Here is a 13,322-nt window from a genome sequence, read left to right as displayed (position 1 = left end):
CCGGATTGAATGCCTGCCAACCTGTGCAGTCCCACCTGTTATGTGGGTAACCGTTCACCTCAAACCATGGAGATACATCATGAAAGCAGTGGTATTCAGTACCTTGCTGGCCACGGCCGGCCTGGCCCAGGCTGCGCAGACCGTGGAACTGCAACTGGCCACCCCGGATGGCCCAGGCAAAACGATTGGCACCGTCAGCATCGAACAGAGCAAGTACGGCGCCGTGCTCACCCCAGACCTCAAAGACTTGCCACCGGGTATCCACGGCTTCCACCTGCACCAGAAGCCTTCATGCGCACCTGCCGAGGAAAATGGCAAGCCTGTGCCTGCGGGTGCAGCGGGCGGCCACTGGGATCCGGACTCGACCAATGCACACAAGGGTCCTTACGACGACAGCGGCCACCGCGGTGACCTGCCGGCGCTGTATGTGGGCGCAGATGGCAAGGCCACCTACCCGGTACTGGCCCCACGCCTGAAGGCGTCGGACTTCAAAGGGCACGCGCTGATGGTACATGCCGGGGGCGACAACCACAGTGACCACCCCGAGAAGCTCGGTGGCGGTGGTGCGCGGGTGGCTTGCGGGGTGGTTCAGTAGGCTGCCTGAAGCGTGCAGGGCGACGTCGGCAGGCCTTGACCCATTGTGCCGCAAACACAAAGCCCGCCAGGTGGCGGGCTTTGCGACAGCATCGAGGGCTTAACGCTGTGGGTTCAGGGTCAGGTGCACGTGACGGTTGACGTCTTTGTACAGCAGGTAGCTGAACTTGCCTGGGCCGCCGGCGTAGCAGGCTTGCGGGCAGAATGCACGCAGCCACATGAAGTCGCCCGCTTCCACTTCGACCCAGTCTTGGTTCAAGCGGTACACCGCCTTGCCTTCCAGCACGTACAGGCCATGTTCCATGACGTGGGTTTCAGCGAACGGAATCACGCCGCCGGGCTGGAAGGTGACGATGTTGACGTGCATGTCGTGGCGCATGTCGGCCATGTCGACGAAGCGGGTAGTGACCCAGCGGCCTTCGGTACCCGGCATTTCGATGACAGTGGCGTTGTCGCGGTGGGTGACGAACGACTCAGGGATGTCCAGGCCCTCGACCTTCTGGTAGTGCTTGCGCAGCCAGTGGAAGGTGACATTGGATTTGCTGTTGTTGCGCAGGCTCCACTCGGCGCCCGGGGCAAGGAACGCGTAGCCGCCCTGGCCCAGAGTGTGATGCTTGCCTTCGACGGTGATGTCGATTTCGCCTTCGACGACGAATACCACGGCTTCGGCGTTAGGGTCCAGCTCTGGGCGCTCGCTGCCGCCTTCGGGGGCCACTTCGACGATGTACTGGGCGAAGGTTTCGGCGAAGCCGGTGAGTGGGCGTGCGATGACCCACATGCGCATCTTGTCCCAGAACGGCAGGTGGCTGGTGACGATGTCACGCATCACACCTTTAGGGATAACGGCGTAGGCTTCGGTGAACATGGCACGGTCAGTCAACAGCTCGGTTTGAGCCGGGTGCCCACCGTGGGGGGCGAAGTAGGAGTGATTCGACATGAACGATCTCGACTTGTTGTTCTCTCCCCATGCCTTGGACCACACCGGCCGGTGCGTGCAGGGGATGCATGGACAGCATAGGGGCCAGCGCTGCACATCCACAAATTAAATGTTGGAATGCGCAGTATTTGATTGCTGAATGGCAGGCTGCTTCGCTGTGCCTGCCTGGTCCAGAGTCAACCCGCCCGATCAGCCACCAGTAACAATGACTGCGGCGCTGTGCTTTGTGGGTGTTGCGGCTCTTGTAAGCTCACCACCTTGAAACCTGCCATGTCCAACGCGTTCAACCAACTGGCCAAGGTGCGGAAATACCACGGCATGGGTTGCCACTTCCCGGCTACCCCGGCAAACGACTCCTCACGCCAGCCATCCTGGTAATCCCCTTGCGCCTCACTCCAGGGGTGTAGCGTCTGGATCACCAGTGCGCCACCAGGGGCCAACAGCGCGTTGATCGCCACCAGCAGCGGGATGATGTCCTGATGCAACAAGGCGAAGTTGCTGCAGATCAGGTCGTAACCCGTACCGATCTGGACCGCGCCATCGCACAGTTGCTGGTAGCTGGCCAGGTGCACCTTCGGCGAGCCTGCTTTGCGTGCTGCCTCAACCAGCGCGGCATCGCCATCCACCCCGGTGGCATCGATGCCGCGGTCGGCCAAGGCGCGCAGCAGCCACCCCTCACCACACCCCAGGTCCAGAGCGCGCTCAGGCTGGCGGCCCAGTATCGCGAACAGCATGGCTTGATCGGTGACTTGCCGCCGGCTTTCGATAGCCCCGCTGCGCACGGCTTCGATCCAGCGCTGGGCGTTTTGCTGCCAGCTAAGGCGCAGGGCTGCTTCAGGTGAGGGCATGGTGGCCTCCGGGGTTGCCTGCGACAACGCCGGTACGTCCAACCTCAATGTCCATACTTGCCAACCAGGCTCTGCGCACCTAATGCATGCCCTTGCAGCAACTCCATCAGGCCATTGCGATCCAGCCCCTCGGGCAAGATGCCGATGGGTATGTCCGTGGCTATCAGGGTCAAGGCATAGTGGTGCGGGTTGTCCCCGGCTGGGGGGCACGGCCCGCGGTAGGTGAGGGTGCCGCGCGAATTACGGCCCACGGTCACACCCTTGGTGGTCAAGGCGTACTTGCCTTCTTTGAGGCTACCCAGTTCAGGGTCGATGTTATAAGCGACCCAATGCACCACCCCGATACCTTTGCCGCCGTCCGGGTCGAACATCACCAAAGCCAGCGAGCGCGTGCCGGCAGGCAAATTCGTCCAACTCAACTGCGGCGTAAGCTCCTCGCCCGCGCCGCAGGCCGGGTCGGGCCCGACCTGCTGCAGGGCGATGACGCCCCCATCGGTGAACGACGATGAGCTGATCGACAGCGCACCGGAGTCGCTGCCCGCAGCCAGGGCGGTGCAGGGCAGCAGCGCGGCGAGCAGCCAGGGTTTGAGGTTCATGGCGATTCCTTGGCAAGGCGACTCGCCGCAGTGTAGCCCAGGCTGCCGTCAGCGGCTGTCCTGGTCCTCGGCAGTGCCGCCGGTATGCCCAGCGCCAGACCCCGTCGCTTCGCCAGTGCTGTTGGAGCCGCCTGCGGCGCCATCGGCCGCATCGCCGCCAGTGTTGGCGCTGTCGTTGTCCCGGCTGCTGCCGGGGCTGTTGACGCTGCTGCCTTCACCGGCAGTCTTGCCGCCTTGCTGGTCGGTTTTCGGATAGGCGTCGGTGTTGGTATTGGAGGTATCGGAAGCAGCAAAACTGGTAGCCGAGCCAAGGCCCAGGGCGAGCGTGAAAAGCAGGGGGAGGGGGCGAATGCGGATCATGGCGAATCTCCTGTGCGGATGATCTGTCATTCGTTTGGCTGGCCAATGATGGCCGGGTGCCCTTGGGGCGACGGGCGGTCACCCTGGGGGCCGCCCCGGCAGCCCCCTGGCTTCAGTGGGCGTTGACGCCTGGGGCCGGAGCCTCTGCTGGCTCCAGCGGCGGGTGCTCCTGCGCCGCCTGCTTCAGGTCTTCGGTCACGCGCAACTCTGCGCCAGTCGGCGAGAACGTGGTCGAGGCGGTGAACGGTGCCGGGTGCTCCGCCGCTGGCCGTTTGCCGCGGCGCCAGAGGAAAAAGCACACCATGCCCAGGTTGACCACGGCAAAGGCCCAGAACAGCCCCGCCTCGCCAAACTCGGTCATGGCTGGCGAAATCGCCAGCGGGGCCATGGCCGACCCCAGCGAGTTGATCAGCAGCAGGCCCTGGATCATCGGCACCAGCGCATCGGACGGGGCCCGGTCGGCCGCATGGCTGACCGCAACCGGGTACAGCGCGAACACCCCACCACCGAGCAGGAACAGCATCACCGGCAGTAGCGGTGACTGCGAGGGCAGGAACACGGTGATCAACGACAGCACCACGCACAGCGCTGCCAGGGCGATCAGCACGTCCTGGCGGTCCTTGCGGTCGGACCAGCGCCCCACCGGATACTGCAACAGCATGGCGCCCAGGATCACCCAGGCCATCATGTTGCCGACTTCGCCCACGTCCAGGCCGATGCGCTGCAGGTACAGCGGCAGCAAGGCGTAGATCCCGGCGATGGCCACGCCCGAACCGAAGCAACCGACCAGCCCGGACGGCGCCACACCCAGCAACTGGCGTGGCTTCAACGGTTCGACCTGGTCCAGCAGCGGCGATACCCGCGGCAGGATCACGATCGGCAGCACCGACAACGCGGCCAGCATGCCGGCCAGCATGAACGGCGCGCTGTCACCCAGGTGCGTGATTTCGCCCAAACCGGCCTGGGCAATCACCCCGGCGCCGTAGAAGGCAATCATGTACAGCGCCAGCAACCGGCCGCGGATTTTCGCGTCGCCCGCCAGCAGCAGCCAGCTCTCGATCACCAGGAAAACGCCCACCGCAGCCCAGCCGTTGATCAGGCGCAGGATCGACCACCAGGTGGTGTCGTAGAAAAGGCCCTGCAGCAGGATGGTCGCGGCGATCAGCGCGGCGAAGCTGGAGTAGGCGCGGATATGGCCGATGCGCAGGATCAGCCGGTCGTTGAAGATTGCGCCCAGGGTCAAGCCCAGGAAGTAGCTCGACGAAACGATACCGATCATCGTTGCCGATTCACCGGCAGCGCCAAGGCGCAGGGTAGTCAGGGAAGACATGAAACCGTTGCCCAGGGCAATGATGAACAGCCCGAGCAGGGGCGCCAGCGCCATGGCCAGCAAACGCGCAGACATACAAACCTCAAGTTGGAGTGGCGGTGAGAGAGCGCCTTTTCGAACGCGCACGCCAAACAGGCCCAATGAGGGCCGCGAGGTTGCACGGGTGTGCCTGGGCTGGATGCGACCTGGGCAAGACTCAACCGCTGGCAGCATGAAGCGCTGGGCCGGGCGGGGTCGGTTGAGCCTATTTCACATGACGGGCATGTGGTCAGGCACGGACTCTGTCGTTGCTGCCGGTTGCCACCGTTCAAGGCGACGGGCGAAAAGGAGGCGCGATTCTACGGCCTGCGCACGATTTACCCAAGGGGCCAAGGGCTGCGACGCGACGCCGCAGGTCGGAATGGGGCCGTTTTGACCCTTCCCCGGTATTCAAGAGAGCAGCAAATCAGCCGCAGGGCCTTGACGCCTGCTGCATAATGTCGCCCTGCACCCTTTCCAAGGAAGGCTTACCCCATGCTCGCTTCACTGTTCGCCGTTCTGGCCCCGGTCTTCATCGTCGCCGGCATCGGCTACGCCTGGGCCCGCAAAGGCCTGGATTACCCCACCGCATTCGTCGCGCGCATGGTCATGACCGTGGGCACGCCTTCTCTGGTGTTGTCGACCCTCAGCCGTACCGAACTGGACCCGGCAGCTTTCACCAGCATGGCAATGGCCTGCCTGCTGTGCACCCTGGCGATGGCGGTGTGCGGCTGGCTGGTGTGCCGCGCCTCGGGCCATCACTGGCGCGTGCTGGTGCCGGCGTTCATGTTCCCCAACACCGGCAACATGGGCCTGCCCATCAGCCTGTATGCCTTCGGTGAGCATGGGCTGGCGTTGGCGGTAGCGTTCTTCCTTACCCTGTCGATCGTGCAGTTCACGCTTGGCATGGCTATCTCCGGTACGGCAGCCTCGTTCAAGGCGCTGCTGCGCAACCCCATCGTCATCAGCCTGGCTGGGGCCATGCCGATCATCTTCCTGGACTTCGAACTGCCGCGCTGGCTGGCCAATACGGCAGACCTGCTCGGTGGCATGTCGATTCCGCTGATGCTGCTGACCCTGGGCGTGTCGCTGGCGAGCATCCGCGCGCAGCACATCGCCAGCGGCCTGGTGCTGGGCGGCGTGCGCATCGTGCTGGGGGCGGGTGTGGGTTGGGCAGTGGGCATGGCGCTGGGGCTGGAGCAGATGGAGCGGGCGGTGCTGATGCTGCAGTCGGCCATGCCGGTGGCGGTGTTCAACTACTTGATGGCAGTGCGCGCCAACCGTGAGCCGGAGCAGGTGGCCAACCTGGTGATGTGCTCGACCGTGTTGTCGTTTGCCTGGTTGCCGCTGGTGCTGGCCTGGTGGCTTTGACTGGACCGGCCCCGCGAAGGGGCCGGTAGGCACCCTCACTTATCGAACAAGCGCTCGTGCACCCAGCCCTTGACGGTCAGCACCATCGCTGTTGTTTCCTTGACCGGCGCCTGGTTGGTGGCCACGGCCTCATGCAGCGTGGGAATGTTCGCTTGCACTTCGTCGTCCGCCGCCCAGGCCGGCAGGCCGGTGATCTTGTAGGCGTAGGTGACATTGGAAATCGTCTGGCCCATCACCTCACCCGGTTCGGTGAAGCGCTCGATCGCAGTGACCTGCGCCTTGCCGAAACACAACCCGCCGCGGGTTTTGCCGTTGAGCGTTTTCTGCGCGTCAGCCTTGTAGTACTTGCGGCCTTCATCGGTAAGGTCATAGGCGTAATAGATGTCGGTGCGTGCCGGCTGCCACAGGCGTTCTGGCACTTCAGTGCGGGAAATTTCCTTTTCGCTGACCACGCCGACTTGCGCCAGCGCGTGCAGCGCCTTGTTGGTGCCACTGGTGTCGAAATCCTGGGTCTTGGCGGGGAAAGAAGTGACAACGAAGCAGTGGGGGTACTGGGTGTCGAGGTAGGCTTGCGCGGCGTTCTGGAAATGGGTTTCGCTGGTGTCCGTGGTGTCCGAGCAGCCAGCCATAGTGGCCAGCAGCGCCAGCGGTACGAGCTTCCTGTACATGATCAAGCGTCCTTGGATGGCGAAGATAAAACCGGTGGGTCAGAATTAGAACCCACGGGCTAGAGCGGCGCAATCGTGGCAAGACGGCATCTCGACGTGGTTCTCAGATTCACCGCGGGCCGGTCCAGTCATCTCTCATCCTGGGTATCGATACTGACCACCACCGACATTCCAGGGCTCAGACGCCTGGCCGCTGGCTGGTCGGCATCGACGGTAATGCGCACGGGTATTCGCTGGGCGATCTTGACGAAGTTGCCGGTGGCATTGTCGGCTTGCAGTAAAGCGAACTCGGAGCCTGTGGCCGGTGAAATCTGCTGCACATGGCCCCGCAGCTTCAGGTGGTTGAGGGCGTCGACGGTGAAGGTCACCGGCTGGCCGATACGCACATTGGCCATCTGGGTTTCCTTCATGTTGGCAATCACCCACACGGTATCGGGCACCAGCGCCATCAGTTGAGCGCCGGAGTTGACGTAGGCACCCAGGCGCGTGCCGATCTGCCCCAGTTGGCCATCGCGCGGGGCTGTGACCCGGGTATTGTCCAGATCGATGCGCTCCAGCTCCACGGCTGCCTTGGCGTTTTCCACCGAGGCCTCCAGCGCGGCGCGGTTGACGATGACCGTCTCGCGGTCCTGACGGGCGATGGCCAGCGCGGCTTTGGCCTGGGCCAGGGTGGCGACGGCAGCGGCCTGGCTGGCGCGGGTGACGTCCAGGTCGCGGCGCGACACCGAGCCATCGCTGACCAGCGCCTGGTTGCGGCTGAGGTCGGCGCGGGCCTTGTCCGCCTGAGCCTTGGCATCGCCGATGGCGGCCTGACGTTGGGCGATGGTGGCTTCGGCGCTGTTGCGTTGCTGCAGGTTGTTGGCCAGCGCCGCTTGCTCCTGTTGCAATTGGGCGATGGCCTGGGCCAGGCGTTGTTTGTAGATGCGGTCGTCCAGTTGCACCAGCAAATCACCGGCCTTGACGAACTGGAAGTCGTGTACAGGCACAGCGACCACATAACCGCTCAGTTGCGGCCCGATGATGGTGACCTGGCCGCGTACCATGGCGTTTTCGGTACTTTCGATGGCACTGCCGAACGGCGGCAGGCGCCAGGCATAGAGCACCAGCAGGATGCCGGCCAGGGCCACGCAGGCAAACATGATCGAAGACAGGATACGCACCCGTCGCGTGCGCACCGGGCTGGTGGGTTCGCTGGGCGGTGTGGCGCCTTCCGGGGTCTCGGCAAGCGCAGTGGTGGTGGTAGTGCGGCTTTGGTCGGTCATCGGTTGGTAGTACCGCTGGAGGAATCGGGTGAAGCGGCCTGGCGGGCTGTGTACCACAGCCAGGAACCGCGGATGCAAATCCAGATCATGGTGAGGATGGCGATGCTGCCGATCAGCATGAACACATCGTTGTAGGCCATGACGTTGGCCTCACGCGTGGCCGCGTTGGCCAATACGCGCAGGCCGGCCTCGCTGCGCAGCGCCGGGTCGGCGAGGATACCGGCATAACCACTGCCACCGCTTTGCACGCGGGCGTTGACCAGCGGTTCGAGGTAGCTCAGGCGGTCGACCAAGTGGCTGGAGTGGAATTTTTCGCGCCAGGTCTGGAAGGTCCCCAGCAGCGCGGCGCCGATCAGGCCTCCGAGGTTGTTGCAGATGCCGAACAGCACCGAGAAACTCACCAGGTTGCGCGGGTTGGCGCGCACGTGGCTGATGCCCAGGGCCATGGACGGGCCGAGGAAGAAGGTACTGCCAAAGGCCAGCAGGAACTGGCTGAGGTACATCTGCGCCGGCCGGGTGAGGTTGCTCGAGCTGCTGTCCATGAACGCCCCGGTGGCCATGGCCAGCAATGAGATGAACAGCGGGATCACCAGGTGGTTGGGGCTGATGGTCAGGGCGCTGGTGGCCAGGCCTGCCACCGCGCCGAACAGCATCACCCAGTACAGCGTGCGCATCTGTTCGCTGCCCATGTTCAGCACCTGCAGAAACCCCACGGCGCCGGTGGACTGCTCGGAGGTGACCATGCGAATCAGGATCACGCACAGGCCCAGGCGGATGATCGCGCCGCTGCCCAGCCAGCGCGTCATCAGTAGCGGGTTCTGGCGGTTGTGCTCGATGGCCAGGCCGCTGAACACCAAGGCGATCGACGCGGCCAGGGCGACCCCTATCCACGGCGCTTCCAGCCACCAGTCGATGCGCCCCAGCGACAGGGCGGCGCAGAGCAGGGCGGTGCCGCTGGCCATCAGGGTAAAGGTCAGAAAGTCCAGCGGCTCGAAGGTTTTGAAGCGGTCGCCGGGGGGCAGCTTGAGCAGCAGTACGCAACCGAGCGCGGCCAGTGCCAGGCCCAGTTCGAACAGGTACAGGCCGCGCCATTCAGCGATCTGCAGCAGGTCTTCGGAGAAAATCCGCGCCAGCGGCAGGGCCAGTTGCGAGGCGCCCAGGCCCAGCACCATGGCCTTGAGCCGCCACTGCGCGGGGAACGCCTGAATCATGTAGTACAGGCCCAGCGAACTCAGCGCGGCCCCTACCATGCCGTGAGCGGCCCGCACGGCGATGGCCGAGTTGAGGTCGTTGACGAACAGGTGGGCGAAAGTGACCAGTGCGTAAAGCACCAGAAATACTTCGGTGAAGGCGCGCAGGCCGAACTGTTGGCGAAACTTGACCAGCAGCAGGTTCATCGACACGTTGGTCATGACATAGGCGGCGGGTAACCAGGCCATTTCCGCAGTGGTTGCGCCCAGGGCCCCTTGCAGAAACACCAGGTTGGCGGTGACCAGCGCGCTGCCCAGGCCGCCGGTGATCGCCACCAGCAGCCCGACCATGCCGAAGGCCAGGCGTTTGGCCGGTGTATGCAGGGGCGTGGAAGGGGAACCGGGCAGGCTGGGCTTTTCGTGCGGCAGCCACTGGTGAGGGGTGTATTTATCCATGGCGCAGACTGTACCCACAGGCCCTATGTCCGGCAAGCCGCCGGCAGCGCCACTGCTGGCTCAGCCCTGAGCAGCACAGAGCTCATACTGCAGCTTGAACCTGTCCATTTTTGAGGAGCAACCCCTATACCTTTGGGCGCAACTGTCTTGCTCAACTTCTAAAAGCTGGCGCGACCCCTGTAGGAGCCGGCTTGCCGGCGATAGGGCCAGCGCAGGCGCCAAAAAAGCCAAAGGTCTAAAGAACTAAAGAGCTCTGGCCAGAAACTCGGCTGTGCGGCTTGCAGAACACCTCGCCACATCCCCGGGCGTACCACTCACCACCACCGTCCCGCCCGCATCCCCAGCCCCTGGCCCGATGTCGATCACCCAGTCGCTCTGCGCGACCACGCGCATGTCATGCTCGACCACCACCACACTGTGCCCGCCGTCTACCAGCCGGTTCAGCTGCACCAGCAGGCGATCGATGTCCTGCGGGTGCAGCCCGTTGGTGGGCTCATCCAGCACATACAGCGTAGCGCCGCGGGCGGTGCGTTGCAGTTCGGTGGCCAGCTTGATCCGCTGTGCCTCGCCGCCGGACAGCTCGGTGGCCGGCTGGCCCAGCCGCAGGTAGCCCAGGCCGATGTCCTGCAGCACCTGCAGGCAGCGCCGGGCCGGGGGCTGTTCGGCAAAGGCTTCAAGCGCCTGGTCGACCGTCAATTGCAGTACCTGGGCGGTGGTCATGCCTTGCCATGTCACGGCCAGGGTCTGCGGGTTGTAGCGTGCGCCGTGGCAGGTCGGGCAGGGCGCATAGACGCTGGGCATGAACAGCAGTTCGACACTGACGAAGCCTTCGCCTTCGCAGGTTGCGCAGCGGCCCTTGGCGACGTTGAACGAGAAGCGCCCGGCATCGAAGCCAAGGGCCTTGGCCTGCTCGGTTGCGGCGAACAGCTTGCGCACATGATCGAACAGCCCGGTGTAGGTGGCCAGGTTGGAGCGTGGCGTGCGGCCGATGGGCTTCTGGTCGACCTGCACCAGACGCTTGATGCGCTCCAGCCCCGCACTCACGCGCCCGCTGCTGGGCAGTTCAGGCTCGTCCTCCAGGCTCTGCTCCTCGGGTTCGGACAGCTGTTCGGCATGGCCCAGGTGTGTACTCACCAGCTCCAGCAAGGCCTGGCTGACCAGGCTCGACTTGCCCGACCCAGAGACGCCAGTGACTGCCGTGAAACAGCCCAAGGGAAATTGCGCACTGAGCTCACGCAGGTTGTTGCGGGTGATGCCTTCAAGCCGCAACCAGGCCTGCGCCGGGCGCGGCGTGCGGCGGGTCGGCTGTTGGCCGGCGAACAGGTAGGCTCCGGTGCGCGACGCCGCGACCTGTGCGAGGCCTGGTGGCGGGCCGCTGTAAAGCACTTGGCCGCCGTGTTCACCCGCCGCCGGCCCGACATCTATCAGCCAGTCGGCCCGGCGCATGGTGTCCAGGTCGTGCTCCACCACGTACACCGAGTTACCCGCCTGCTTCAGCTGCTGCAGCGCCTCGAACAGCGCCTCGCTGTCGGCCGGATGCAGCCCGGCCGACGGCTCGTCGAGCACATAGATGACGCCAAACAGCTGCGAGTTGAGCTGGGTGGCCAGGCGCAGGCGCTGCAATTCGCCAGAAGACAGCGTCGGTGTGCTGCGCTCCAGGGCCAGGTAGCCGAGCCCCAGGTCGATCAGCGGCGCGATGCGCTCCAGCAACTCGTGGGCGATGCGTTGGGCCGCCAAGCGTTTTTCCAGGGTCAGGGTGTCGTCATGCTGCTCCAGGTAACCGGGCGCTGCCACTGCGCGCAACACCTCGGCCAGTGCCTGCAGCGGCAGGCGCGACAGCTCGCCGATGTCACGGCCGGCGAAGGTTACAGCCAGCGCCTCACGCTTCAGGCGCTTGCCCTGGCACAGCGGGCATGGGCTGGGGCGCATGAACTGGGAGACCCGTTTGCGCATCTGCGCACTCTGCGAATGCATGAACGTGTGCATCACGTAGCGCCTGGCGCCGCTGAAGGTGCCCTGGTAGCTGGGTTCGAGCTTGCGCTTGAGCGCGGCGCGGGTCTGCGCCGGGGTGAGGCCGGCATACACCGGGACGGTGGGTGTCTCTTCGGTGTAGAGGATCCAGTCGCGTTGCGCTTGGGGCAATTCACGCCAGGGGATGTCGACGTCGTAGCCCAGGGTCACGAGGATGTCGCGTAGGTTCTGCCCCTGCCAGGCCATCGGCCAGGCTGCCACCGCCCGCTCACGGATGGTTAGCGACGGGTCGGGGACCATGGTCGCCTCGGTCACCTCATAGACCCGGCCCAGGCCATGGCATTCGGGGCAGGCGCCCTGGGGCGTATTGGGCGAAAAGTCCTCTGTATACAGCATCGGCTGCCCCACCGGGTAGCTGCCAGCGCGCGAGTAAAGCATGCGGATCGAGCTGGAAAGGGTAGTGACGCTGCCCACCGACGAGCGTGCGCTAGGGGTGCCACGTTGCTGCTGCAGGGCCACCGCTGGCGGCAGGCCCTCGATGGCGTCGACATCCGGCACGCCGACCTGGTCGATCAGGCGCCGGGCATAGGGCGCGACCGATTCGAAGTAGCGGCGCTGGGCTTCGGCGTACAGGGTGGAGAAGGCCAGCGAGGACTTGCCGGAGCCAGAGACGCCGGTGAAAACCACCAAGGCGTCCCGGGGGATGTCGACGTCGATGTTCTTGAGGTTATGCTCACGGGCGCCACGTACGCGGATGAAGCCTGGCGGGGTCGGGGGGCGGGGTGGCATGGGGTGGTCCTTGGCGACGTCAAAAGCTCAAGTTAACAGGATTTCCATTGCCAAGGGCATACGTGCTCTTGTTTGTGGAAAGGGCGCTTCTACGTAGACTGTACCCACTTTCAATGGCAGTGCTGCACATGACGCTTATGCAATCTCGCTTGGCTGGTCGTATCGGTTTCGCTTCCATCAGTATCGCCGTTGTCGGCGCGCTGTTCTCCCTGTATGTGGCACTCGACTCAGGTGGCCACGCACCCATGCTCATTGGCAGCTCCTCCCTCATGTGGGCTTTGACGTTCCTTTGGCTCACCAACGTGATCACCTTGGTACTGAACGCCCTAGTATGGCTTTTTGGACGCAGCCCAAGATGGCTCAGTTGGACGTTGGGGGGCCAACTGCTGTTCATGATCGGGCTGCTACTTTTGGACGGGTGATTGCTGCGTGAGGGTTCGCTCAGTTTCGAGCCGAGCAGCGAATCGTCTGGCGCGGGGCGTACCCATTTGAATAGGATTGCCAAGCTCCCGGCCTTCGGCGGGCTTGCACTAGTACGGCGGGTGCTGGGTCAACTCGAACCAGCGCCCGGCCTGCAACTGGCGCACACCGGCCTGACCGTGCACGCGGGGGGCCTGGGATTCGCGCTGTTCGATCTGCACGCGGCTCAGCCAGTCGCCGCGCTCTTGCTTCTGCCAGGTGTACTGGCCCTGGTACTCGTAGCGTTCCAGGGCTGCGGGGGAGTGCAATTCATATACGCACCAATGTTGCAACCAATTCATCCCAAAAGCGCAAAGCCTCGTCATCATCTTTAAGTAAGTGCTCCATGAACCCCACATTCAAAGCGCTTACCTGATGCCCGATGCTGTGCTCCCGATTTCCTTCTGGAGCCAGCCCTGCATGATGCGCCCCGACAGCAAAGTCGAAAAAGTCTACCTCTACCCCAAGCCTGT

13 protein-coding genes and 1 pseudogene are annotated in these 13,322 nt (G+C 64.3%); 3 read left to right on the top strand and 11 right to left on the bottom strand.

Annotation, left to right across the window (positions count from 1 at the left end; genetic code table 11):
* Window positions 1-79 precede the first annotated feature (79 nt).
* Window positions 80-595 (top strand): superoxide dismutase [Cu-Zn] SodC, encoded by a 516-nt coding sequence (gene sodC / locus ACIPZH_RS00070; RefSeq protein ID WP_400634447.1) that lies wholly within the window; start codon window positions 80-82, stop codon window positions 593-595.
* Between the two features lie 99 nt (window positions 596-694).
* On the opposite strand, the gene ACIPZH_RS00065 is transcribed toward sodC, so the two are convergent.
* From ACIPZH_RS00065 to ACIPZH_RS00045, 5 genes are all read right to left on the bottom strand, one after another.
* On the bottom strand, window positions 695-1,531 hold the full coding sequence (locus tag ACIPZH_RS00065; RefSeq protein WP_012314347.1) for a bifunctional allantoicase/(S)-ureidoglycine aminohydrolase: 837 nt from the start codon (window positions 1,529-1,531) through the stop codon (window positions 695-697).
* A 176-nt stretch (window positions 1,532-1,707) separates the two neighbouring features.
* A complete protein-coding gene (locus ACIPZH_RS00060; protein WP_400634445.1) occupies window positions 1,708-2,379 on the bottom strand; it encodes a class I SAM-dependent methyltransferase in 672 nt (223 codons plus the stop codon).
* 44 nt (window positions 2,380-2,423) lie between these two features.
* Window positions 2,424-2,975 (bottom strand): YbhB/YbcL family Raf kinase inhibitor-like protein, encoded by a 552-nt coding sequence (locus ACIPZH_RS00055; protein WP_400634443.1) that lies wholly within the window; start codon window positions 2,973-2,975, stop codon window positions 2,424-2,426.
* 48 nt (window positions 2,976-3,023) lie between these two features.
* Complete coding sequence (locus ACIPZH_RS00050; RefSeq protein ID WP_267823509.1) at window positions 3,024-3,335, bottom strand: hypothetical protein; 312 nt, start codon at window positions 3,333-3,335, stop codon at window positions 3,024-3,026.
* A 112-nt stretch (window positions 3,336-3,447) separates the two neighbouring features.
* On the bottom strand, window positions 3,448-4,740 hold the full coding sequence (locus tag ACIPZH_RS00045) for an MFS transporter (RefSeq protein ID WP_241805711.1): 1,293 nt from the start codon (window positions 4,738-4,740) through the stop codon (window positions 3,448-3,450).
* A gap of 438 nt (window positions 4,741-5,178) precedes the next feature.
* On the opposite strand from ACIPZH_RS00045, the gene ACIPZH_RS00040 reads away from it, so the two are divergent.
* Window positions 5,179-6,054: an AEC family transporter gene (locus ACIPZH_RS00040; protein WP_400634442.1), complete on the top strand. Its 876-nt coding sequence runs from the start codon at window positions 5,179-5,181 to the stop codon at window positions 6,052-6,054.
* Between the two features lie 35 nt (window positions 6,055-6,089).
* Here ACIPZH_RS00040 and ACIPZH_RS00035 read toward each other — a convergent pair whose 3' ends face one another.
* The 4 genes from ACIPZH_RS00035 to uvrA all read right to left on the bottom strand — a co-directional run bounded on the left by ACIPZH_RS00035 (window position 6,090) and on the right by uvrA (window position 12,390).
* Window positions 6,090-6,722 (bottom strand): hypothetical protein, encoded by a 633-nt coding sequence (locus ACIPZH_RS00035; RefSeq protein ID WP_400634440.1) that lies wholly within the window; start codon window positions 6,720-6,722, stop codon window positions 6,090-6,092.
* Between the two features lie 128 nt (window positions 6,723-6,850).
* Window positions 6,851-7,984, bottom strand: coding sequence for an HlyD family secretion protein (locus ACIPZH_RS00030; RefSeq protein ID WP_400634438.1), 1,134 nt, complete (start codon window positions 7,982-7,984; stop codon window positions 6,851-6,853).
* The gene (locus tag ACIPZH_RS00025) at window positions 7,981-9,630 is read right to left on the bottom strand and encodes an MFS transporter (protein ID WP_241805707.1); all 1,650 of its coding nucleotides are present in this window, start codon (window positions 9,628-9,630) and stop codon (window positions 7,981-7,983) included. The genes ACIPZH_RS00030 and ACIPZH_RS00025 overlap by 4 nt, the downstream gene beginning before the upstream one ends.
* Window positions 9,631-9,873: 243 nt before the next feature.
* Window positions 9,874-12,390 (bottom strand): excinuclease ABC subunit UvrA, encoded by a 2,517-nt coding sequence (uvrA, locus tag ACIPZH_RS00020; protein ID WP_400634436.1) that lies wholly within the window; start codon window positions 12,388-12,390, stop codon window positions 9,874-9,876.
* Between the two features lie 128 nt (window positions 12,391-12,518).
* On the opposite strand from uvrA, the gene ACIPZH_RS00015 reads away from it, so the two are divergent.
* Complete coding sequence (locus ACIPZH_RS00015; RefSeq protein ID WP_400634434.1) at window positions 12,519-12,812, top strand: hypothetical protein; 294 nt, start codon at window positions 12,519-12,521, stop codon at window positions 12,810-12,812.
* A gap of 111 nt (window positions 12,813-12,923) precedes the next feature.
* On the opposite strand, the pseudogene ACIPZH_RS00010 reads toward ACIPZH_RS00015, so the two are convergent.
* Window positions 12,924-13,112: pseudogene (locus ACIPZH_RS00010) on the bottom strand (contractile injection system protein, VgrG/Pvc8 family); the annotation flags it as partial.
* Window positions 13,113-13,119: 7 nt separating this feature from the next.
* Window positions 13,120-13,322, bottom strand: a 203-nt coding sequence (locus tag ACIPZH_RS00005; protein ID WP_400634432.1) for a hypothetical protein, incomplete at its 5' end; no start/stop codon positions are given.

Source organism: Pseudomonas sp. NPDC089758, from assembly GCF_044748705.1.
Lineage (GTDB): Bacteria > Pseudomonadota > Gammaproteobacteria > Pseudomonadales > Pseudomonadaceae > Aquipseudomonas > Aquipseudomonas putida_X.
The sequence above is the reverse complement of the archived record's forward strand: the minus strand, read 5'-3'. Positions and strand labels throughout refer to the sequence as shown.

Excerpts from the sequence above, each read along its gene's own strand:
- sodC (WP_400634447.1), top strand. The coding sequence starts at position 80 with ATGAAAGCAGTGGTATTCAGTACCTTGCTGGCCACGGCCGGCCTGGCC.
- ACIPZH_RS00065 (WP_012314347.1), bottom strand. The coding sequence starts at position 1,531 with ATGTCGAATCACTCCTACTTCGCCCCCCACGGTGGGCACCCGGCTCAA.
- ACIPZH_RS00060 (WP_400634445.1), bottom strand. The coding sequence starts at position 2,379 with ATGCCCTCACCTGAAGCAGCCCTGCGCCTTAGCTGGCAGCAAAACGCC.
- ACIPZH_RS00055 (WP_400634443.1), bottom strand. The coding sequence starts at position 2,975 with ATGAACCTCAAACCCTGGCTGCTCGCCGCGCTGCTGCCCTGCACCGCC.
- ACIPZH_RS00050 (WP_267823509.1), bottom strand. The coding sequence starts at position 3,335 with ATGATCCGCATTCGCCCCCTCCCCCTGCTTTTCACGCTCGCCCTGGGC.
- ACIPZH_RS00045 (WP_241805711.1), bottom strand. The coding sequence starts at position 4,740 with ATGTCTGCGCGTTTGCTGGCCATGGCGCTGGCGCCCCTGCTCGGGCTG.
- ACIPZH_RS00040 (WP_400634442.1), top strand. The coding sequence starts at position 5,179 with ATGCTCGCTTCACTGTTCGCCGTTCTGGCCCCGGTCTTCATCGTCGCC.
- ACIPZH_RS00035 (WP_400634440.1), bottom strand. The coding sequence starts at position 6,722 with ATGTACAGGAAGCTCGTACCGCTGGCGCTGCTGGCCACTATGGCTGGC.
- ACIPZH_RS00030 (WP_400634438.1), bottom strand. The coding sequence starts at position 7,984 with ATGACCGACCAAAGCCGCACTACCACCACCACTGCGCTTGCCGAGACC.
- ACIPZH_RS00025 (WP_241805707.1), bottom strand. The coding sequence starts at position 9,630 with ATGGATAAATACACCCCTCACCAGTGGCTGCCGCACGAAAAGCCCAGC.
- uvrA (WP_400634436.1), bottom strand. The coding sequence starts at position 12,390 with ATGCCACCCCGCCCCCCGACCCCGCCAGGCTTCATCCGCGTACGTGGC.
- ACIPZH_RS00015 (WP_400634434.1), top strand. The coding sequence starts at position 12,519 with ATGACGCTTATGCAATCTCGCTTGGCTGGTCGTATCGGTTTCGCTTCC.